The organism is Pontibacter kalidii (assembly GCF_026278245.1).
Lineage (GTDB): Bacteria > Bacteroidota > Bacteroidia > Cytophagales > Hymenobacteraceae > Pontibacter > Pontibacter kalidii.
Genome location: NZ_CP111079.1, coordinates 1,083,624 through 1,105,479, shown reverse-complemented (window position 1 = coordinate 1,105,479; position 21,856 = coordinate 1,083,624). Strand labels below are relative to the sequence as shown.

At 52.4% G+C, this 21,856-nt stretch carries 17 protein-coding genes; 10 read left to right on the top strand and 7 right to left on the bottom strand.

Annotated features, from left to right (window positions below; genetic code table 11):
* Window positions 1–55 precede the first annotated feature (55 nt).
* On the top strand, window positions 56–505 hold the full coding sequence (locus OH144_RS04675) for a 6-pyruvoyl trahydropterin synthase family protein (RefSeq protein ID WP_266205138.1): 450 nt from the start codon (window positions 56–58) through the stop codon (window positions 503–505).
* Window positions 506–721: 216 nt separating this feature from the next.
* Complete coding sequence (locus tag OH144_RS04670; RefSeq protein WP_266205137.1) at window positions 722–5,215, top strand: DUF7619 domain-containing protein; 4,494 nt, start codon at window positions 722–724, stop codon at window positions 5,213–5,215.
* Between the two features lie 70 nt (window positions 5,216–5,285).
* Here the strand turns inward: OH144_RS04670 and OH144_RS04665 are convergent, their stop codons facing one another.
* The 4 genes from OH144_RS04665 to OH144_RS04650 form a co-directional block, all read right to left on the bottom strand.
* Window positions 5,286–6,020: an EcsC family protein gene (locus OH144_RS04665; RefSeq protein WP_266205136.1), complete on the bottom strand. Its 735-nt coding sequence runs from the start codon at window positions 6,018–6,020 to the stop codon at window positions 5,286–5,288.
* 127 nt (window positions 6,021–6,147) lie between these two features.
* Window positions 6,148–7,194: an MlaD family protein gene (locus OH144_RS04660; protein ID WP_266205135.1), complete on the bottom strand. Its 1,047-nt coding sequence runs from the start codon at window positions 7,192–7,194 to the stop codon at window positions 6,148–6,150.
* Between the two features lie 3 nt (window positions 7,195–7,197).
* Window positions 7,198–7,971, bottom strand: coding sequence for an ABC transporter ATP-binding protein (locus tag OH144_RS04655; protein WP_266205134.1), 774 nt, complete (start codon window positions 7,969–7,971; stop codon window positions 7,198–7,200).
* A gap of 9 nt (window positions 7,972–7,980) precedes the next feature.
* A complete protein-coding gene (locus OH144_RS04650) occupies window positions 7,981–8,796 on the bottom strand; it encodes an MlaE family ABC transporter permease (RefSeq protein WP_266205133.1) in 816 nt (271 codons plus the stop codon).
* A 302-nt stretch (window positions 8,797–9,098) separates the two neighbouring features.
* On the opposite strand from OH144_RS04650, the gene OH144_RS04645 reads away from it, so the two are divergent.
* Entirely contained in the window at window positions 9,099–9,569 is a 471-nt protein-coding gene (locus OH144_RS04645) for a DUF4126 family protein (RefSeq protein ID WP_266205132.1), read from the top strand.
* Window positions 9,570–9,747: 178 nt separating this feature from the next.
* Window positions 9,748–10,914: a sigma-54-dependent transcriptional regulator gene (locus tag OH144_RS04640; RefSeq protein ID WP_266205131.1), complete on the top strand. Its 1,167-nt coding sequence runs from the start codon at window positions 9,748–9,750 to the stop codon at window positions 10,912–10,914.
* Between the two features lie 1,138 nt (window positions 10,915–12,052).
* Here the strand turns inward: OH144_RS04640 and OH144_RS04635 are convergent.
* Window positions 12,053–12,967 carry a zinc-dependent peptidase gene (locus OH144_RS04635; protein ID WP_266205130.1) on the bottom strand — a complete coding sequence of 305 codons (915 nt, stop codon included), beginning with the start codon at window positions 12,965–12,967 and terminating at the stop codon, window positions 12,053–12,055.
* A 34-nt stretch (window positions 12,968–13,001) separates the two neighbouring features.
* Window positions 13,002–14,000 (bottom strand): acyl-CoA synthetase family protein, encoded by a 999-nt coding sequence (locus tag OH144_RS04630; RefSeq protein ID WP_266205129.1) that lies wholly within the window; start codon window positions 13,998–14,000, stop codon window positions 13,002–13,004.
* Between the two features lie 69 nt (window positions 14,001–14,069).
* On the opposite strand from OH144_RS04630, the gene OH144_RS04625 reads away from it, so the two are divergent.
* The 4 genes from OH144_RS04625 (at window position 14,070) to OH144_RS04610 (ending at window position 16,938) form a co-directional block, all read left to right on the top strand.
* Complete coding sequence (locus tag OH144_RS04625; protein ID WP_266205128.1) at window positions 14,070–14,612, top strand: hypothetical protein; 543 nt, start codon at window positions 14,070–14,072, stop codon at window positions 14,610–14,612.
* A 204-nt stretch (window positions 14,613–14,816) separates the two neighbouring features.
* Window positions 14,817–15,608, top strand: a complete 792-nt coding sequence (locus tag OH144_RS04620; RefSeq protein ID WP_266205127.1) for an SDR family NAD(P)-dependent oxidoreductase — start codon at window positions 14,817–14,819, stop codon at window positions 15,606–15,608.
* A 276-nt stretch (window positions 15,609–15,884) separates the two neighbouring features.
* Window positions 15,885–16,259, top strand: coding sequence for a hypothetical protein (locus tag OH144_RS04615; protein WP_266205126.1), 375 nt, complete (start codon window positions 15,885–15,887; stop codon window positions 16,257–16,259).
* A 178-nt stretch (window positions 16,260–16,437) separates the two neighbouring features.
* Window positions 16,438–16,938, top strand: coding sequence for a DUF421 domain-containing protein (locus OH144_RS04610; protein ID WP_266205125.1), 501 nt, complete (start codon window positions 16,438–16,440; stop codon window positions 16,936–16,938).
* Between the two features lie 97 nt (window positions 16,939–17,035).
* Here OH144_RS04610 and OH144_RS04605 read toward each other — a convergent pair whose 3' ends face one another.
* Window positions 17,036–19,444: an alpha-ketoacid dehydrogenase subunit alpha/beta gene (locus tag OH144_RS04605; protein ID WP_266205124.1), complete on the bottom strand. Its 2,409-nt coding sequence runs from the start codon at window positions 19,442–19,444 to the stop codon at window positions 17,036–17,038.
* Between the two features lie 160 nt (window positions 19,445–19,604).
* Here OH144_RS04605 and OH144_RS04600 point away from each other — a divergent pair, with 160 nt between their 5' ends.
* A complete protein-coding gene (locus OH144_RS04600; protein ID WP_266205123.1) occupies window positions 19,605–20,420 on the top strand; it encodes a DUF1573 domain-containing protein in 816 nt (271 codons plus the stop codon).
* Between the two features lie 237 nt (window positions 20,421–20,657).
* Window positions 20,658–21,770, top strand: coding sequence for an alanine dehydrogenase (ald, locus tag OH144_RS04595; RefSeq protein ID WP_266205122.1), 1,113 nt, complete (start codon window positions 20,658–20,660; stop codon window positions 21,768–21,770).
* The last annotated feature ends 86 nt before the right edge of the window (window positions 21,771–21,856 follow it).

Genomic DNA, 21,856 nt, shown 5'->3' with positions numbered 1-21,856 from the left:
CGGCCTACCTTGCGCGTATAATCACTTATACTTTTATCCTTACGCTTTATACTTGATGACGAAGATCAGGCTCACCAGGCTTTTCACCTTTGAGACGGCACACGCACTGCTTAACTACGACGGCCCCTGCCGCCATATCCACGGCCACTCCTACAAACTGGAGGTAACCATAATCGGTACGCCGCTCGTGGAGGAAGAACACCCCAAAAACGGCATGGTGATGGACTTCGGCGACCTGAAGCAACTGGTCCAGGAGCACATCGTGCAACCCTTCGACCATGCGCTGGTGCTGCCGCAGGGCTCGCCACAGGACCTGCTCGAGCCGTTGCGCAAGTATGAGCATAAGCTGGTACTTACCCCCTACCAGCCTACTTGCGAGAACATGCTGATCGATTTCCAGCACCGGCTGCAGAAGCATCTGCCGGAGTACGTAAACCTGCACCACCTGAAGCTCTGGGAAACACAGAACTCCTTTGCCGAGTGGTACGCGGAGGATAACCGGTAAAACGCAGGATTTATACTTTGGCAGCGGCCTTTATACTTTCAAAGTGTAAGGGCCGCTGTTTTTGTTTGCCGCTATACTTTCAGCTTCTGCTTTTAAGTATCCTTTAGCTTCGATAACAGCTCCTGTAAGAGCTATATATTCAAGTCAAAATGTATACCTTTAGGCCCTGTAACTGAACACTCTATACTTACTTGATTGACGATTCACTTTTAGCCTATGAGAACAGCTTTACTCCTGATTCTGCTCACTTTTATTTTTACCCCTTCCAGCCGGGCTCAGGCAAACCTGCAACAAGAATATACCAGAACCAAGCTAAAGGGGCTTACTTTACAGAACCCCTTGGATTTTGATATTGGCCCAGACCGAAAGCTATATGTCTTAGACCATTCCAACGTAAAGGTATTTAGCCCGGAAGGCGAACTCCTGAAGGAGCTTTTCCTGGATGATGATACCTTTGCCGGCTTTGGTATTGCTACAGATAAACAGGGGCATTTCTTTGTGTCCAGGAGGGGAGGTAAAGTATGCAAGTATACCACAGAAGGCGAGCTGGTGATGTGCTTTGGCAGCGAAGGTAATGCGCCAGGGCAATTCAAGTTACCTCGGGGCCTAGATATCGATAACGAGGGCAACATCTACGTGGCGGATCCGGACAATTACCGTGTCCAGAAGTTCGATAGCCAGGGGAACGTACTGCAAGTATACGACAGCCTGGAAACATCCCCAGGTCATTACATGGAACCCTACCAGGTTAAGATCGATGCTAATAATAGCTTAAACATTGTGGGCGTGCACTGGATGAAGCGCGTCAAACAAGATGGCACACCAGAACTGCTCATTTCTGGGGGGTTTATAGAGGATGTGGCCTTCGATGCTGCAAACAATTTCTACCTGACGGCAGCACCCATACCCGATGGGCAATACATCACCAAGCATAGCTACAATGGCGACACGCTGGCAACCTATCTGGACGAAGGAACGGAAGAAGGTAAACTCTCCGGCTTACAAACGCGATTGGCTACTGATCCTGACAACAACCTTTGGGTGATGGAGTTTACCTCATGGAGCCTGAAAGGCAAAATTCATAAACTTTCACCTGATTTCGATTTTGTACTTACATTCGGTAACGCAGGGGCTGACAACAAGAGTAGTGTTTCCCTTAATTATCCAATGCGGTTCGATGGTGCGGGAAACTATTACACCCATGAAGAGGGCAAGATCAGCTTCTTTGACAGCAACGGTAACCACATTCGTACCTTCGGGGGAACCGGTGAATTAGATTATTTCATCTACAAGGTCAGGGATTTTGCATTTGACAGCCAGGGAGCCGTTTATGTCTTAGCAGACGATGAAAAAGGAGTAGTCCATAAATTTTCGCCCCAGGGAAAGTATGTTACCAGCTTATTGAAGCAGTCCTCGCTTCCAGAGGGTGGGCGCTTTTACCCGAGCACTATCCTGTTCGACCACGCTGATAACATGTACCTTATAAAAGAAAAGCGCTGCCTCAAGTATAGTCCTTCGGGAGATCTAATTAGTGATTTCGTCTTCGACCTGCAAGACGCTATCTATCCCGGAATGAATATTAGATTCGATACCTTTGGCTTTTTCTATTTCGTTCGGGACCATCAGGTAAAGAAGCATGACCAAACAGGTGCTCTGGTGGCACAGTTTGAAGCTTTTACACCTAGCACAAATTATCAATCAGGTTCTGCTTTAATAACAATTGATGGGCTGGGTTTTATTTATGTAGCGGGCAGGGTAAATGACAAGGTAGTAATAAAGAAATACAGCCAATCCGGAGAGTTAATAGCCTTGATTCATAATAGATACAGGCTTGAAGGAAATCCAGGCTATTATGACTTGAAGGTAAGCAAAGACGGGAGTACTATTTGGTTTGCCTTAAAGGGTTTTAGCCATTTTGACAACATCCTGGTGTACCAGAACGATGACGCACCTTCAACGCCCAGCCGCATAACCGGCACTATCTACGCCGACGGCAATTTGAATTGTGTACAGGATGAAGGAGACACAGGCATAGAAAATGTCCTGGTAATGGCTACGCCGGGCCCCTATTATGGGCGAACCAACAGCTATGGACAGTTCAATATAGAGGTTAGGCCTGGAACATATACTGTAAGCCAGATTACAACAGAGCAGTATGGCAAACATATTCGACAAGTCTGCCCCCCAGATACAGGAAACTATACTGTAGACTTATCAGCAACAGAAGATGCCGTGGCTACAGTAAACTTCGCCAACCAAGTCACCCTCTCCCCCCACCTCTCTGTCAGCGTTTCCTCTACCCGCCGCCGGCGCTGTTTCGAAAGTACCACCACTGTGCGGTATGTAAACTCCGGTTTTGCCACGGCACCCGATGCCAAAGTATACGTGCAACTGCCGGCCGAGGTGGAACTGCTCTCCGCAGATAAAGCGTATACCCGCCTGCCCAATGGGACCTATGAATTTGCCGTGGGCGATCTGGCGGCAGGGCAGCAAGGCGCTATCACCATACAAGACATCGTAACCTGCGGAGACGAGTCGGTGCGCGGCCGCACTGTCTGCACTCGTACCTGGATCACGCCTTCAAATAACGCGACAGCCAAACCGGTTCCTACTGTTACCATCACGGGCCGCTGCGACGCAGAGTCGGGCAGGATTCGTTTCGTGATCAGGAACTCTGGCACGGCCGACATGGAGCAGCACGAGCTGTTCCGCAAGTTTGCCGATGGCAGGCTGGCCTCCAAAGAGCAGTTCCGCCTGGCTGCCGGCGATAGCATGGTGCTCTGGGTGCCCACCATGGGCTATACCTGGCGCTTGGAGGCAGACCAGCCGGAAGGCAACGGCGACAACAAACTAGCCAGCGTAACGGTGGAGGCCTGTACCGATGCCAACGCCGGAACCACCGTGAGCTCCGGCCTGGTGAACCTGATGCCGACAGATGACGAGGAAGCTGAGGTGTCAGAAGAGTGCGTGCTGATTACGGACTCTTTCGACCCGAACGACAAGCTGGTGACGCCGGTGGGCAGAACGGAAGAAAACTATACCCCCACCAACACCGCGCTCAAGTATAAGATCCGCTTCCAGAACACCGGCACCGACGTGGCCTACCGGGTGGTGGTAGTAGACACGCTCTCTGAGCATCTGGACCTGAGCACGCTGCAGGTCGGGGCCGCCTCGCATACCCACCGCCTGGAAGTAAGCGGCAAGGGCCTGCCCGTGCTCACCTGGACCTTCGACAACATCATGCTGCCCGACAGCAACGCCAACGAGCCAGGCAGCCACGGCTACATCCAGTTCAGCATCAAGCCGAAGGCCGACCTGCCGGAGAAAACCACCGTGGAGAACTTTGCCGACATCTTCTTCGATTATAACTCCCCTGTGCGCACCAACGTCACCGTCAACCGCATCTACGACATGCCGCCGGTGGTGGACGAGGCGGTGCGGGTAAACCTGGAGGATGTGCTGGCAACACCAGCCATCGCGGCTTTTGAACCTGCTGCGGGCAAGTATGGTACGGAAGTAACGATTCGTGGGGATCGATTCGCAGGCATCGCGGCGGACAACAAAGTATACCTGAGCGGGAAAGCCGCGTCCGTTGTCAGTGCTACCAACTCTGAGCTGCGCGTGCGGGTGCCGGAAGGCGCGGCTACGGGTGCCCTGAAAGTCATTACTCCGGATGGAGGCGTTACGGCAACAGAAACCTTTGAAGTATACCAGCCGCCGGTGCTCAGCTCCTTCAGCCCGGCAGAGGGTATGGTAGGCAATATCGTAAACCTGCACGGGCAGCACCTGCAACCGGAGCTGATTGAAACTGTAAAACTGGGCAACCTCAACTGCGAGATCGTCCACCACACTGGCAACCTGGTGTCAGTAAAGGTACCTGCCGGAGCCGCGACAAGCGCCTTCACCATCCTTACCAAAGGGGGTAATGTAGAAAGCACCTCCTCCTATACTGTCTGGTACAGGCCCGTTATCAGCAGCCTGAGCGAAGAGCGCGGGATAGTGGGGAGCACCTTCACCATCGCAGGCGAGAACTTTACAGCGGATAAGGCCCGGATCAACGTGCTTTTTGGGTTAGTGAAGGCCCAGGTTCTGGAGGCAAGCCCGCAACACTTGGTGGTGCGGGTGCCGGAGCAGGCCGAATCTAACATTCTCATCGTGGAGACACCTGGTGGCCCAGCATTCGCTCAGTTTGAGGTGATTCCGGGGCCAAGGTTCACGGCCATGCAGCCGGCACAGGGAAGCGTGGGCACGGTGGTGGAGATCAGCGGTCAGCACTTCGGTATAATGGGGCTGCAGGACAAGATCGCGTTCAACGGACAGGAAGCGCTGGTACTGGAAGCCACCGGTGACAGGTATAAGGTAAAGGTACCGCGCGGCGCCACCACCGGCAAGGTACAAATAACAGGATACGGCGGGAAAGCCTATAGCACTGCTAATTTTGTGGTGGAAGATCTTACCCTGCCTGAGTCTGTCGTTATCTCCCCTAACCCCAGCAGCGGCAGCTTTAAGCTAGACCTGCACCGGGCCGATTTTGAGGTGCAGCAACTGCAGGTATACAGCAGCCTGGGCCAACTGGTACTGGAGCAACGTATAACTACGCCGCGGCCGGATCTGCTACAGGTACAGCTGCGCAAATCTCAAAGTGGCATTTACCTGGTCCACCTGCACACGGATCGTGGCTTGCTCACGTTTAAGCTTTATGTGCACTAACTGGTGCAGCAAGTATAAAATCAGGAAGGGCCGGCATTGATTGCCGGCCCTTCTGCTATAAGTATTACCCCTAATGCTGCAACAGCCCCTGTTCCTTCCAGCGCAGGCGGTAAGCATTCATGGCCGTCTCGCCCAGCCTGCTAATAAGGCGGTAGTTTACCACTGCTCCGATCGGCGCCCCGATAATGGGAATCATCTGCGCCATTTTTGCCAGGTCGATGTAGTCGCGGTACTCCTGCTGCAGGCTGCGCCAATCAAAGGCATTGATATCCTCGGGCAGCAGCAGCTTCTGCGATTCCCAGTCGGCCAGGTACAGGTAAACATTCCGGCGGTGCTCCTGCGAGCTAAAGGCCAACTCAAAAACGTGCAGCAGGTATACACGTTCGCGGTAGTCCTTTATATCATAGCCATACAGCGCGGCAACATCATAGAGCAGCTTCAGCTTCAGCCCTAGCAACAGCGGAAAATCTACCAGACCGAGCAGAATACCGCCTGCCCCTGTCACGCCACCCTCGGCCGCGGCGGCCTGCTGGTAATACTTTATCTGCCCCCGCACCTGCCCCTCCCGCACCTCCAGCGGCACCTGCTCCAGGGGTTTTTGCGAAACGTACCCAGCCCCAAACAGTACCCCCCGGATCATCTGTTTCATGGCCGTGGTGATGGCCCGGTGCACCTTCTCCGGTATGAAACTGTTGAGCTTCACCTGCGCCCTGCGGGCAAGCGCATTAAACATACTTGGGTCGCGCAGCATTTCGTGCTGCCACCGCTGTAGTTCATACATGGCCTGAGCTTCGTAGGGAGACATAGGGAGTTTGGGAGTTAGAGAGTTTGGGAGTTAGAGAGTTAGAGAGTTAGAGAGTTGAATAGTGTTTCGTCTATTCTGGTATTTAAGTATAAAAGCCAGCAAATGCCGGCTTTTATACGTGCTATTTCTATTCTTTAACAGGCTGCTGCTCGGTTTGCTGCTGCTGCTCCTGCTCAGCTTGCTGTTCCTGCGCCTCCTCTTCTGCTTTGCGCTGCTCTTTATCCTTCTTCCGGAAATAGCCTCTGAGCAGGAAATTGCTCTGCAGAGCCTCCATATTGGCATCCAGTTTCTCGGTGCTGGTCTCCAGGTTCTGCATCGTACTCTGCAATTGGCGGGCGAATTTCGGGTCGTTGAGCAGCACCCCCACGGCGCTGTTATCGTTGTTAAACTTGCCACTGGCCTGCTCCAGGTTCTGCGCCATCTGCGTGGCCGACTGCGTGGCCTTTTCCAGCTCCGCCATTGCGCTCTCCAGCCTGCCAAAAACAGTGGTATCCGTCAGTAGCTCGTTTGCAAGGCTGCCTTGGGTGTTTAGTTTGCTGGTGAAGCGGCTCAGGTCGCGGGAGGCGCGCACGGCATTCTGGGAGGTATTCTCCAGGCTGGCCACCATACTCTTAAAATCTTCTGCCAGCGTAGTGTCGTTAAGGAGCGTGCCCACAGTGCCCTCGCCCCGCACCAGCTTGTCGCTGATCACACTGAAGTTGCTGGTAATATTTGCCAGGTTCTTGTTATTCTCCTGCAGCGTCTTCATGATGTCGTCGGTGTTCAGGTTCGCTTCGGATGCCAGCACATCGCCGTCCTGTACCGGCCCCGCGGCCGGTGTGCCGCCAAAGATCTCGATGATCTTGTTGCCAATGAGACTCTCGGAGCTGATACGGGCCTTTGAGTTCTGGCGGATGTACTTCTGCGCCGACTGCTCGAGGTTCATCAGCACCTGCACCTGCGACTCGCCATACAACCTGATCTCCTTTACCGTACCGATCTTCACGCCCGAGAACCAGACATTGTTGCCCACCTTCAGGCCCTCCACATCATCAAAGAAAGTACTTACTGAGATGCTCTCGATAAACCTTTTCTGCTGGCCGCCCAGCGTCAGGATACCTATCACAAAGATCACGATGGCAATCAGGACAAAGATCCCGACCATGATGGATCGCTTATTTTCTGCCGAATTCATACGTTAGTATACAAAGTTGTAATCGTAAAACATCTTAACCCGCTCATCATCCGTGTTAAACACCTCCTCGAACGTACCCTGCCGCTGGAACTGCCCCTCTAGCAGCATCACCATGCGGTCGCCAACGGATCGGGCGCAGGTCAGGTCGTGGGTAATAATGATGGCCGAGGTATTGAACCTCTCCTGCACGTCGTTAATCAGCGCATTGATCTCTATGCAGGTAATAGGGTCCAGGCCGGCTGTAGGCTCATCGTAAAGCATTATCTCCGGCTTGAGTATAAGTGTGCGCGCGATGCCGATGCGCTTGCGCTGACCGCCGGAAAGCTCTGAGGGCATCTGGTTGATGGTCTGCAGCAGGCCCACACCGTCGAGTATGAACTGTATCCGCTTGTCGCGCTCGCTCTTGCCCATGTCTTTTGCATGGCGTATGAGCGGAAACTCCAGATTCTCATACACCGTCATGCTGTCATACAAGGCACTGTTCTGGAACGAGAAGCCGACCTTGAGGCGCAGCTGATCCAGGTCTTTGGGCTTTAAGGTGTTCACCTCCTGGCCCAGCACCCTTACCATCCCCTCGTCGGGGTTCAGCAACCCGGAGATGATCTTGATCAGCACGGACTTACCGGTGCCCGAGCGCCCCAGCACCACCAGGTTCTCGCCCTGGTAGAGGTCCAGGTCCACGCCTTTCAGCACTTCAAAATCATCGAAAGCTTTCCTCAGCCCGCTGATCTCGATTACCTTGTTCTCCCGGTTTATGTTAGGATTTATCTTCTTCATACGTTCTGCTTACATAGCCCTGAACAGGTTGATGATCTGCAGGGACAACAGTTCTTCAATAAATACCAAGAACATGGCCGTTACCACCGACGAGTTGGCCGCTTTACCCACTCCCTCCGTTCCCTTGGAGGAGTAATATCCCTTGTAGCAGCCCACCATGCCGATCGTGAACCCGAAAATAAAGGTCTTGATGATGGAGGAGAAGATATCAAGGAACGTAATTGCCTCAAACACCTGCGTGATGTAGGTCGTAAAGCTGGTGAGCTCGTTCTGGTTTACGTTGAGGTAGGCCCCCATCAGGGAAACAAAAACAGTGTAAATCATCAGAGCCGGCACCATGAGGGTGGTAGCCAACACGCGCGTCACCACCAGGTAGTTAAACGGGTTGGTGGCGGATACCTCCATGGCGTCGATCTGCTCGGTTACGCGCATCGACCCGAGCTCTGCTCCAATGGCCGAACCCACCCGGCCGGCGGCAATAATGGCCGTTACCAGCGGTGCCAGCGCCCGCACAATGGCGATGGATACCAGCGAAGGCAGCCACGAAGTAGCCCCGAACTCCGATAACGAGGGCCGCGACTGGTTGGTGAATACGATACCGATGATAAAACCTGTGAGCGAGATGAGCGGAAGCGATCTTACTCCCACCTCGTAACACTGCCGCACCACTTCCCTAAACTCGTAAGGCGGCACAAAGACTTCTTTGAAAAAGCGGACGTGGAAGGCGTAAACTTTGTAAAGCTCCAGGAAGATCCGGTCTACCCTGCGCGACACAAAATACCTCCGCTTTCTTTCCGTATCTACCTTATTATCCTTTAAACCCATTAAAAGTTCTGATTCAGAATTAAACGCGTACTCACTACGTGTAGGTAACGAATAGCGAAATTAAGTATTTTTAATATAGACTGAGATGAATAATTCATATTCCTTCCGTTATAGCTATACCTATACGCCTATTGCATCAAACTGTGTTTACCCTAGGCTTGTTTAAAATTAATTATACCCCAATGTACGGCCCGTGTAACCCTTTTGGTAAGAGTGAACGATACTTCTGAAAATCTGAGAGCCACAACATAGCCTGCTTCCCCGCTGCCCCGTACATGTAGGGAAACAAAAAAGACCTCTGCATGAAAACGGTATTCTATAAAGCATTGGCCATGGGTGCTTTGGCGGGTATGAGAAGCTTATCAGCCCCGGCGCTCCTGAGCAGGGCCCTGCAGGAAAAGCATGATGGCAGGTTAAACGGCACTCCTTTCGAATTCCTGCAAAATAAATGTGTGGCTTACACGCTAACTGGCCTGGCTGCCACAGAACTGCTCGGCGATAAATTACCCGTAGCGCCCGACCGTATTGTTTTATCTTCCTTGCTGATGCGGGCGGGATCCGGGGCAATGGTAGGGGCCGCGGTTTTTCAAGGCAACCGCAACAGTCTGGCCAAAGGGGCCCTGGTAGGTGCGGCCGCTGCAGTGGCAGCTACCTATGCCAGTTTTTACCTGCGCAAAATGCTGCGCGATAAAACCGTTATTGCCGATCCTGTGCTAGGTATGCTGGAAGATGCGCTTGTGCTGGGCGCCGGTCTAAAAGCCGCCAGGGCATAAGTGCTGGCGTATACTTTGCGAAAGCCGGACCTGCGGGTATCCCATGTCACAGCTCCTGGCCGATAATAAATCGCACAATAGCTCACCGAGTTAGCCTCTACTAGCGTAAAAGTGCAGCAACCGCCTTGACAAGGGGCCGCGAATTAGCTATACTTAACGAGACAACCAACATAAAACTATGCCCAAAATTCTGATCATCGACGACGAAAGGGCCATCCGGAGCACCCTGAAGGAGATCCTAGAGTTCGAGAACTATAACGTGGATGAGGCCGAGGACGGCGAGAGAGGCCTGCAACTGCTTGGCAAATCCAAGTATGACGTGGTGCTCTGCGACATTAAAATGCCCGGCATGGATGGCATCGAGGTGTTGGAGAAAGCAATGGAGATCACGCCCGACACTCCCTTTATCATGATATCCGCCCATGGCACCATTGACACTGCCGTGGAAGCCACCAAAAAAGGCGCCTACGATTTTCTGCAGAAGCCACCGGACCTCAACCGCCTGCTGGTTACCGTGCGCAACGCCCTGGATAAATCGAACCTGGTGACGGAGACGAAGATACTGAAGAAGAAAATCTCCAAAACATACGAGATGGTAGGCTCCTCCCCTGCCCTCGGCCGCGTGAAGCAGGCCATTGAGAAAGTAGCTCCGACTGATGCCCGCGTGCTGATAACCGGCCCGAACGGATCGGGCAAGGAGCTGGTGGCGCGCGCCATCCATGAGCACAGCAACCGCTCCGGCGGACCGCTGGTGGAGGTAAACTGCGCCGCCATCCCGAGCGAGCTGATCGAGAGTGAGCTGTTCGGCCATGAGAAGGGCTCGTTTACCTCGGCGGTGAAACAGCGCATCGGGAAGTTTGAACAGGCCAACGGTGGCACCCTGTTCCTGGATGAGGTGGGCGATATGAGCCTGTCGGCGCAGGCCAAGGTGCTGCGCGCGCTGCAGGAACACAAAATCACCCGCGTGGGCGGCGACAAGGATATTCAGGTGGATGTACGCGTAGTGGCGGCCACGAATAAGAACCTGCTGGAGGAGATCGAGCAAAAGAACTTTCGCGAGGACTTGTACCACCGCCTGGGTGTTATACTTATCCATGTGCCGCCGCTGAACGATCGCCGGGATGATATTCCGGATCTGGTGCAGAAGTTCCTCAACGATATAGCAAACGATTACGGCAACAAGCCCAAAACCATTACACCCGAGGCGCTGGAGTACCTGAAGGGGCTTGACTGGCGCGGCAATGTGCGCGAGTTGCGTAACGTGGTGGAGCGCCTCGTGATCATGAGCGGAACGGAAATTACTGCGGAAGATGCGGAGGCTTATGCCAGGCCTGTAGTGGCGTAGCGCTAAAGAAGTAGAATGATTAGTTGAAGAGGCCCCGGCAACATGTTGCCGGGGCTTTTTTATACTTGCCCGTGAAGCTGTATACTTGGGGGAAGCCTTCTTACTTGAAGTACAAGCTTCGGCACCCTGGCTCGTCAGAGTCTTTCCCCTGCCCCTCATCACCCCACACCAGTCCTCTCCTTTTCTTGAGGGCCTCTACCCTAAAACTGGAGGGGAGCGGTGTGATTGCTCCTGCTGAAGTATAAGCTTTATAGCCTCTGCCGTTGCGCGGTCAGGTCGCGTGTCCCTATAAGTATAAACCCACCCCTGGCTCCTCAAGGAGGGGAATTTCACCCCACCCCAGCCCTCCCCTAAAAACAGGGGAGGGAGTTATAATTGCCGCTATACTTAATTGTCATCTCGAGCAGAGCGAGAGATCTATCGGGAATCCTAAAGAGATCTCTCCCAAAGGTCGAGATGACAAATAGCCAAGGCTATCGAATCTGATCCCAGTCCTTGGGTTGAGCGCCTTGTGCATGTTGCGGTGCTGAGCTTGCTCAGCAGCCCGGAGCGGCAGCGAGGAGCAGCTTCAGGCACACAGCGCGATGCCCTTATCGAGGGCCCCTACCCCCAGGACGAGGCCTGCCGGCCTGGAGGGAGCCAAAGTATGAACTGAAACTATAGACTCGTAAGTCTGGAGGATCAGCAGCAGCTACAAAGTATAGCTTGTGTCAAAATGCAGGAAGCAGCGGCTAAGAAAGTATAAGCCAGCAAGTATAAGCAAAGCTTAACGTTGGCTCGTGCGGATTACAAATCCGCGGCTATTATACTTCCGGGTTGCAAATCCGAAAGAGCGGAAGCGTATGGCCAAAGCAAGTATGGCTCTGTGGGCCAGTCGGGTTGAAATCCCAACGAATAAAAAGACACGGGCTGTAAGCCCGCGCCAGCGGAAGGAAAGAAATTTGGGAAATATAAAAGTATAGAAGCAGTATAAAATCCTGCTCATCCCGGGGGTAGGGGCCCTCTTTTAAATCCTGAAAATCCTGATTCAGACAAGTATAAGTATGTATAAAGTGTGGCTTTTCAAGCCAGTTAAGTCAGAGCCCCAGTTCCATGGCAGGATACAAGATTGAGGACCTGCACTATAAGACCTCTTCAACTACTTCCGTTTCAACATACAGCAGTGTTTATACTTCTTGCCGCTGCCACAGGGGCAAGGCTCGTTGCGGCCCAGGCGCTTGCCGTAGGGGTTCAGCAGTTCCCGGAAGTTAAGGCTGAAGCGGCGCTTGGGGTTCTGGTCAAAAATTTGCGTGAGCAGTTCGTAAAGCCTGGGGTGTTTCTCGGCCAGTTGGTCCGGCTTTTCGAAAAAGTATTCCGTAACCACGGCAAAGAACTCCGCCTCGCTGGTGGCACCGTAGCTATCAATATCTGACTTTCCCTGCTCTATTTTCCGGATCTTGCGGTACATCAGTTCCTGCCAGGGCTGCACCAGTTCTTCGGGCAAGTATGCGGCGGGCGTTCCGTCTATCTCACCATCGGCCTGGTCCAGCATATGGGCGAACTCGTGTATGCCCACGTTCTTGCGGTCAGCCATGTCGTTAAAGCCTTGTTCCAGGGCAGGTTTGGAGAGGGTAACGTAATGGTCGTTCTGAAACGGGTTCACGCGCCCCAGCACTTCGCTTACGGCCTCGCTTTTCTCATCTTTATACTTCTGTATACTTCCCGGAAACACCAGCACCTCGCCCAGGTTGCGGTACTCCCAATCGCGGAAGCCGAAGATGGGGATGATGGCGCTGGAAGCGACCAGTACTTTGGTCGTGTCATCAATCTCCACATCGATGCCTGTGATGCGCTTTTCGGACAGGAACAGTTGCAGCATTTTCTCGAAGCGCTGCCTTTCCTCCTCCGTTTTCAAAGTATGGTAAAAGCCTACGCGGTCCTGCAGGACCTTGCGCCACTCCGCCGGAAACTCCGAGGCCAGCACTTGCATGCGGCGGCGCTTGTGCCGGGTGGCCCAGCGGTAAAACACAAAGCTGATAAAGGCTACAAAAAGTATAAAGGCAAGGTATCCCATGGGCTTGTTAAACGGTGTTTATACTTTGGAGATGTTAGCTCACCAGCAGGTTACAGCCCCGGATATCGGAGTTATCGAAGCGGCCCAGCACCTCAAAGCTGCCATCCGGGTGCAGGCGCCCGATGTCTTTGGTCTCGATAAAGGCGCAGGAATCCACGTTAGCCAGGTCGATGACGTTAATGCCGCCGCTGCTGCGGGCGCTGTTGCTCATATCGAAAGGGTCGTTCAGGTCGCGGAGCAGGATGCGCATAGTATAGCCGGGCCAGAAAATGCCCTCGCCCTGGGAGTAGCCCTGCGAGAGCAGCTCCGTCATGCCATACTCGGAGTGAATGGCTGGCACGCCGAGTTCCTGCTTCAGCTGCGCGTGCAGCTCCTCGCGTATCATCTCCCGGCGGCGCCCTTTCATACCTCCCGTTTCCATCACGGTTACACCGGTAAAGTCCTCCTGTCCCCGTAGTTCCCCGCCCAGGTCCAGCAGCGCGTAAGACACGCCGATAAGCAGCACTTTTTTACCACGGCCCCTGGCCTGCCGCAGCGCCTGCAGCAGCTGGGCATGGTTGCGCAGGTAAAAGCCTTCCTCCTGCTGCCCTGTCTGCTTCACAAAGTGATCCACCATGGCTACGAGCGAGGAGCCGCCCTGCTCCAGATAAGAAGGCAGCTGTGCCAGCACCACGTAGTCTTGCAGCGGACCATAAAAACGCTCAAAAATGCGCTCCGACACCTGGTGGTAAAGCCTAAGGCTGGAAACGAGGTGGCGGCTGCGGGCCTGCTTGGTGGTGCCGCTGCTGTAGAAAACAGCCTCGGGTTTAAATTCTCCTGTCACCACCTGCTGCTCTTTGAAGAACTCTATCGGCAGAAAAGGAATCTGCTCCAGCGCCTGTACCTGCGCCGGGTTAACGTGCAGGTGCTGCAGATAATCGGCATAGACGGGATTATGCTGTGCCTGGAAACGGAACAGCGCCAAAGCCGTAGAATTAAAGTCGAAAGGCTCCTGCTGACACAGTATGCTGGCGTGCTGGGTTTTAAAATCCATTGAATACAACAATTGCTATATTTCCTGCGTTTGATTTAGTAAATTTAGCTTCATTTTCTGATACTCCACATGAAATACATGCTAAAGTATAGCCCCCTGCTGCTGGTACTGGTAATTGCCCTGAGCAGTTGCCGCGAAGAGCCCAACTACAGCGACATACCTGCCATTACGTTTGACAGGGTAGAACAGTATACTTATACCAAGAATCAAATCGTTTTTGATTCGCTGGTCATTGCAGTGGACTACCAGGATGGAGACGGCGACCTGGGACTGAGCCGTGGCGAAGGTGGCTCCCAAACCGGGCCAGACTTTGAGCCCCCGTTTGAGCCGGGCTCCCCATACTTCGACAACTTTATCGTGAATATGCAGGTGAAGCGGGGCAATACCTATGAGCCAACCTTCGTCAACTTCAACGGCCGCTTCCCCAGGCTCTCCAGCGACGACAAGGCCGAAGCCCTGGAGGGCGAGATCCGCTACACCATCACCAGTTTCACCACCGAGAGCTACCCTTTCCGCGACACCGTGCGCTTTGAAGTATACATCTACGACCGCGCCCTGCACCAGAGCAACGTGATTTATACCGATGATGTGATCCTGTACCAGGGGCAGTAACTTCAACGGCAGCTACTCCACAAGCTGTCTGCAAATTGTAATAAAAGAGATCTTCGTTGCTTATTGAAAAACAATGATAGGTAAGCCGGTGCAGCAAGTATAGAACCCTTCTTGAGTATAGCGGATTAAGTGCACCCCTCCTTCGGAATTACTACTGCAATTACATACAGCTTCCACTGAGAAGTTATAAAAGCATCGAAAGCCATGGTTTCTTTTGATTACACCGGAAAAGAGGTTTTGATAACCGGGGGCAGCTCAGGTATAGGACTGGCTACTGCAAAGGCGTTTCATGCTGCCGGGGCGCACGTGATCATCATGTCGAGGAGTCCGGAAAGTATAAAAAGCGAGTTTGAGTCCTACGAACGGTTAACTTTGCTTTCCGTTGACCTGAACAGTCCTATAGCCATTAATAAGGCCTTTGAGCAGCTAACAGCGCAGTCCAAAATCATTGATATTGCCATTAACAGCGCCGCTGCAGAAACCGGTATAGGCAAACCGATACAGGAGTTCACGGAGGAGGAATATGATTACACGTTTGGAGTTAATCTGAAGGGTTTGTGGCTGTGCATGAAACACCAGATCCGGCTGATGCTATCCAATTCTTCCTCCAAATGCAGCATTCTTAATATATCCTCTGTAAACGGGCTCGGCGGTGTAGAGTATGGCTCCTTGTATGCCGCCACCAAGGCTGGTGTGCTGGCCCTATCCAAATCCGCAGCCCTTGAGCTGGCAACCTCCCATATTACGGTAAACGCCATTGTACCAGGTGCTTTTGACACGCCCTTACTCCGGAAAGCCTTGCTAAGCCAGTGCGGCGGAGATGAAAGCAAGTTGCCGGAGGTACGCGAGAAGTATGAGCAGGTTATTCCCCGGAACCGTATTGGAAACCCTGCTGAGGTAGCTTCCCTTATACTTTGGCTTGCTTCCGGAGAGGCTGATTATCTAACAGGGCACTCTGTAGTGGTAGATGGCGGTACGAGCGCTAGGTTCAGGTGAACAGATCAGTGAATCAGGAAAGTATGGCTTAAGTATAAATTAGAAAAAACTAATAATGATCGCTAGACATAAATTTGGCTACCAAGCTTATGCTTTACAGCTGAAAAACTTGCTTTCCTAGAAGATTGATTACAGAGAATGCCTGCTTTTAGGCTTGTTATAACTGCAAAGTATAAACTCTGTATTTTATTAACCTTGTGGTTAATCAGTCAAATCGCCGAGAGACTACTTCCGTAAGCAAGAAACAGGAGTGAATTCACGCATAAAATCCAAAACATGAATAATTCATTGAAACTAAGGAAAGACCTCTGGAAAGTATTGCCCTATATCTATTTCATTGGATTGGCCTCTTTTTGGCTACTGATGGATTTATTTGCCATTCAGAATTTTAGCTATGTCGCCTTCGGGCTTTTGATTGGTCTTATCGTGCAAGCGGTCATTCAAAACAGAATTATCGGAACAGGCATAGGTGTACTTGCGGCCTTGGTTGGTTTTTATGCTTTTCTTGCTGTCTTATCGGAGTTCAATGACTTTGAAGTCCTCAACAATAGCGCCATGCAGTTAATCGCTGTTGGTTCAGCACTGTCTTTAAGCGGACTTGCAATGGGAGTTACAATGACTGTAACTAACCTAAGAAAGGTAACAATTTAAAGATTTATACTTGCTAACCCGTGACTCAGCCACGCCTCACCCCAACGGCTGCGCCGCCCTTTAATAGTTCGTTTACATAAAAGCACTATAGCCCAACCACCAGCAGCCATACGTTCTTTCGCAACCATACTGGAGAGACTACTGTAGATGTTGTTCAACCTGACACCATCTAGAAGACATGGAACTGCTGAAGATAGATTTTACAAAGCTGTTTTACATAGAATCCCCTGTTTCAGAACTTATCATAAGGGGCTCGGTGCTATACCTGGGAATTTTGCTCCTGATGCGCCTTTTGCCACGTAGAACCGGAGGAGAATTGGCGACGATGGACCTGCTCTTTGTGGTTTTGATTGCAGAGGCTGCTACACACTCTTTGGGAGGCTACTCCTCTATTGCGGATGGCTTCATTGTGATTGCTACCCTCATGGCATGGAACTATACAATCAACCTCCTCAGCTATCACATACCTTTTATAGAAAAGCTTGTATCAGCGCCCGCGCTGCAGATTATAAAGGATGGCAAACTGCTTCGGCGAAACATGCGCCGTGAACTCCTCACCGAGGAAGAACTGGTGGACCATCTGCGGATAAAAGGTATAGAAGATGTAAAGGACATCAAATCAGCTTACATTGAAGGAGACGGGGAAATCAGTTTTATTAGTAAGAAGAAAAAGGAATAATCGTGACGTTTAAGCCAAAATATGCATTAAAAGCAAATCCCCGGTTAGCAGGAGCTACCGGGGATTTGTCTTATTAAAGTATGATTATACTTGCTACTTAGTAAATGCTTGGGAAGGCTTTCGGGTCCGCCTCGTGCAGGATCTCGTAAACCGTTTCGAATACATCTTCTGTGTTCGGCTTAGAGAAGTAGTCACCGTCTGAGCCGTACGGCGGGCGGTGGGCCTGGGCCGACAGGCACTGCGGCTTGGAATCGAGCCAACGCCAGGCGCCCTGCTCGTCCACCACCTGCTGCATCATGTAGGCCGATGCTCCGCCCGGCACGTCTTCGTCCGCGAACAGCACGCGGCTTGTTTTGCGGATGGAGTCGGCGATCATGTGGTCCACGTCGAAAGGCAGCAGCGTCTGCACGTCCACAACCTCAGCCGAAATCCCGAATTCCTCCAGTTGGCGGGCAGCCTCCATTACAATGCGGCACATGGAACCATATGTCACGATGGTGATGTCGGTACCCTCCTTCAGTACCTCCGGCTTGCCAAGCGGCACGGTAAACTCTCCGATGTTGTTCGGAATACGCTCCTTCAGGCGATACCCGTTCAGGCACTCAATAACCAGCGCCGGCTCATCGGTTTTTAATAGCGTATTGTAGAAACCCGCCGCCTGCGTCATGTTGCGCGGCACCAGCACGTGCATGCCCCGGATGCTGTGCAGGATCATACCGATAGGCGACCCGGAGTGCCAGATCCCTTCCAGGCGGTGGCCACGCGTGCGCACGATCAGCGGTGCCTTTTGGCCTCCCTTGGTGCGGTATTGCAGCGGAGCCACGTCATCCGACAGGATCTGTATGGCATACAGCAGATAATCCAGGTACTGGATTTCGGTGATCGGGCGCAGGCCACGCAGGGCGGCGCCTATCCCCTGCCCGATGATCGTACACTCACGTATGCCGGTATCTGTTACGCGCAGCTCGCCGTACTTTTCCTGCAGGCCGGCAAAGGCTTGGTTCACGTCGCCGATAAAGCCTACGTCCTCGCCTATAGCGAACACGCGCGGGTCACGGGAAAGTATAGCATCAAAGCAGGCCTGCAGCACCTCGCGGCCGTCCACTACCGGGGAGTTCTCGTCAAACTCCGGCTTTACTTCCTCTACCAATAACGCCGCTTCCTCAGACTGGCTGTATAAATAGGAGTTGTAGCGGTCGGAATTCTCACCCAGCGTCTGCTCCAGCCAGCCCACCAGCTCGCGCTTGGCTGGGTTGTTCTCGTCTCGCACATAGCGCAGGGCTTTGCGCACGGCCCTAACGGCATCACTGCGGATCGGGTTCAGGGTTTTGCGCAGCTCCTCGGTGATGGTGGCAATTTCCGTGATGTGCTCACTTGCCTCAGCCAGGCCATCCAGTAGGCGCAGCGCCTCCTCATGGTCTACCTTGATATCGTCGGCGAACGCACTCCAGGCATTGCTGCGGGCCACTTTTACGGCATCTTTTGCCGCTGCCTCCAGCTGTTCGAGCTGCTCTACGGTGGCAATCTCGCTTTCCAGTATCCACTCCCGCATTTTCTTCAGGCAGTCATATTCGGCTTCCCACTCCAGGCGCTCCTTAGACTTGTAGCGTTCGTGCGAGCCCGAGGTGGAATGCCCCTGCGGCTGCGTGAGTTCCTCTACATGCACCAGCACCGGCACATGCTGCTCGCGGCACACGCGCACGGCCGCCTCATACGTTTCGCAAAGGGCGGCGTAATCCCAGCCTTTTACTTTAAATAGCTCATAGCCCTGCTCCCCTTCGGCGTTGCGCTGGAAACCGGCCAGTATTTCAGAAATGCTGCCTTTAGTGGTCTGGTATTCGGCAGGAACCGATATGCCGTATGCATCATCCCAAACGGACACCAGCATAGGCACCTGCAGCACACCGCCTGCATTAATGGCCTCAAAGAACATCCCCTCGGAAGTGGAGGCGTTGCCGATCGTCCCGAAGGCCACCTCGTTTCCGTTCACCGAAAAGTTGCTCATCCCCTGCAGGGCCGGGTTCTGGCGGTACAGTTTGGAGGCGTAGGCCAGGCCCAGGAGGCGCGGCATCTGAGCGGCAGTCGGGGAAATATCGGAGCTAGAGTTCTTTTGCTTCATCAGGTTCTTCCACTGGCCGTCCTCATTCAGAGAGCGGGTGCCAAAGTGGCCGTTCATGGCGCGGCCGGCGGTCGAAGGTTCAGCCTCTATATCGGTGTGGGCATATAGCTGGGCAAAGTACTGCTGCAGCGTCAGCTCCCCAATGGCAAACATAAAGGTCTGGTCGCGGTAATAGCCGGAGCGGAAATCGCCGTTCCGGAAGAACTTCGCCATAGCCAGCTGCGCCACCTCTTTACCATCCCCGAAAATGCCGAACTTGGCTTTACCCATGAACACTTCCTTGCGCCCTGTAAGGCTAGCCTGCCGGCTCTCCCAGGCAATGCGGTAGTCATTTAATATTTCTTCGGAAGTTAATCTCTGAGTTATAGATGCTTCAGCAGTTTGCATGTCGTCTCGATTAAACCAATTGCGTTTTTTCCTATCAAAAGTACGTAAGATTCCCCTAAAATCAAATTTGGGCCTGCTTCAGGGCACCCTCCACGCGGGTGAAACTATATGTTTGAAAAAAGAAATATGTATATTTGTTTTGCACGAAAATTAACCGAATTTGGGTGCAAAATCCTGGTTCCCTTGTTTTATGAGAAGTAAGCTATTTCTATTAACGCTGTTGTGTTTTATATTTGTGTGCTATACAGCTAAGGCACAAGGGAAACTGATTTTTGAAACCGAAATCCATGACTTCGGCACCATAGCGGAGGGCACGCAGGCCACACACGTTTTTAAAGTGAGAAACGAGGGAAACGAGCCGGTGGTTATACCAAGTGTACAGGCCTCCTGCGGCTGCACCACCCCCACCTGGACAAAAAAACCGATCATGCCGGGCGATACTGGCACGATTACAGCTGTATACAACTCAGCGGGCCGGCCGGGCCCGTTCCATAAAAGCATCACGGTACTCTCCAACAATTCGGAACGGCCGCAGCATGTTTTGTACATAAAAGGTGAGGTTGGCCCAAAAGAGTCAAATTCTGAGCTTACACCGGAACGAAAGGCCCTTTCGCCGCGTTTGGCAGTCGGAAGCACTAACTACAGCTTCGGAAAACTTGAAAAAGGACAAAAAGCTGTAGCCAAATTCCTGATCAGAAATACTGGCCGTCAGCCACTTGTGATACAGGGCGTAAAAAGTGCCTGCAACTGCGTGATCTACCGCACCTCCAAATCGGAAATAAAACCTGGCGAGGTGGCAACTTTGGAACTAAGGTATAATGCGACGATGTTAGGGGAGCAAAACGAGGTAGTAACCGTTCTTTCGAATGATTTAATTATGCCAAACCTCAGGCTAACGCTGAAGGCAAAAGTAGTAGAGGGCAAGGCATCTAAAGATATGTTAAGGGAAGGCGCAGAGCCGACACCTTTCAGATAGTTTTTTTCATAGTTTTATTTTGTACTAATGGCAGTGATTTTATCGCTGCCTTTTTTCATTTTATACCTCCCCGTTTTGCTCTCCCGAAGCCGCCGCCATTGTACCTTTTTTATACTTTTACAGGCTCTGAATCATGCCTTTACACTGCGTAGGCGCAGAAGTATTTTATTTCTGTAAACTAATGGTATCTTTGCGCAGCTAAACTAAAAACTTGTTACTTTTTAAACTGATCGCGACATGATAATTGGTGTTCCTAAGGAGATCAAGAATAATGAAAACCGCGTGGGAACGATTCCTGCAGGTGTGAACGAACTGGTGCGTAATGGCCATACGGTTTATGTACAGGCCTCAGCCGGAGAAGGCAGCGGGTTCTCCGACGAAGATTATACGAAGGCTGGCGCCACGATCCTTCCAACGATAGAGGATGTATACGCCATCGCTGAAATGATCATTAAGGTTAAAGAGCCGATCGAGTCTGAGTATAACCTGATCAAGGACAACCAGTTACTCTTTACTTACTTCCACTTTGCCTCGCATGAGCCCCTGACACGTGCCATGATTGCGCGCAATGCCGTTTGCCTTGCCTACGAAACCGTTGAGCGTGCCGACAGAAGCCTACCCCTGCTGATTCCTATGTCGGAGGTTGCCGGCCGTATGTCGATTCAGGAAGGTGCCAAGTACCTGGAGAAGCCCCTGAAAGGCCGCGGTATACTTTTAGGTGGCGTACCAGGCGTGCGCCCTGCCAAAGTGCTGATCCTGGGTGGTGGCGTGGTAGGTACAAACGCTGCTAAAATGGCTGCCGGTATGGGCGCCGATGTAACTATTCTGGACACTAACCTGGCAAGACTGCGTTACCTGGACGACATCATGCCGGCCAACGTGAACACGTTCATGTCGAATGAGTATAACATCCGCGAGCTGCTGCCAACGCACGACCTGATCATCGGAGCTGTGCTGATCCCAGGCGCCAAAGCGCCACACCTTATTAAGCGGGAGATGCTGAAGGAAATGCGTCCGGGTACTGTACTGGTAGACGTTGCCGTTGACCAGGGCGGTTGCATCGAGACGGCCAAACCAACTACGCACGAAAACCCTACCTTCATCATTGATGATGTGGTGCATTACTGCGTGGCGAACATGCCGGGTGCCGTGCCTTATACTTCTACGCTTGCGTTGAACAACGCAACGTTGCCATACGCTATTCAGGTAGCGAACAAGGGCTGGAAAAAAGCCTGCGCCGACAGCGAGGAGCTGAAAAAAGGCCTGAACATTGTCAATGGCAAAGTGGTATACCGTGGCGTTGCAGAGGCATTTAACCTGGAGTATACCCCGGTTGAAGAGGTCCTGTAGTTACAGAAAATAGCATAAACCGGGGCGCCTTTTTGACATTGTCAGAAAGGCGCCCTTATTTTTGCCCGACAAATGCCGTGGTTCAC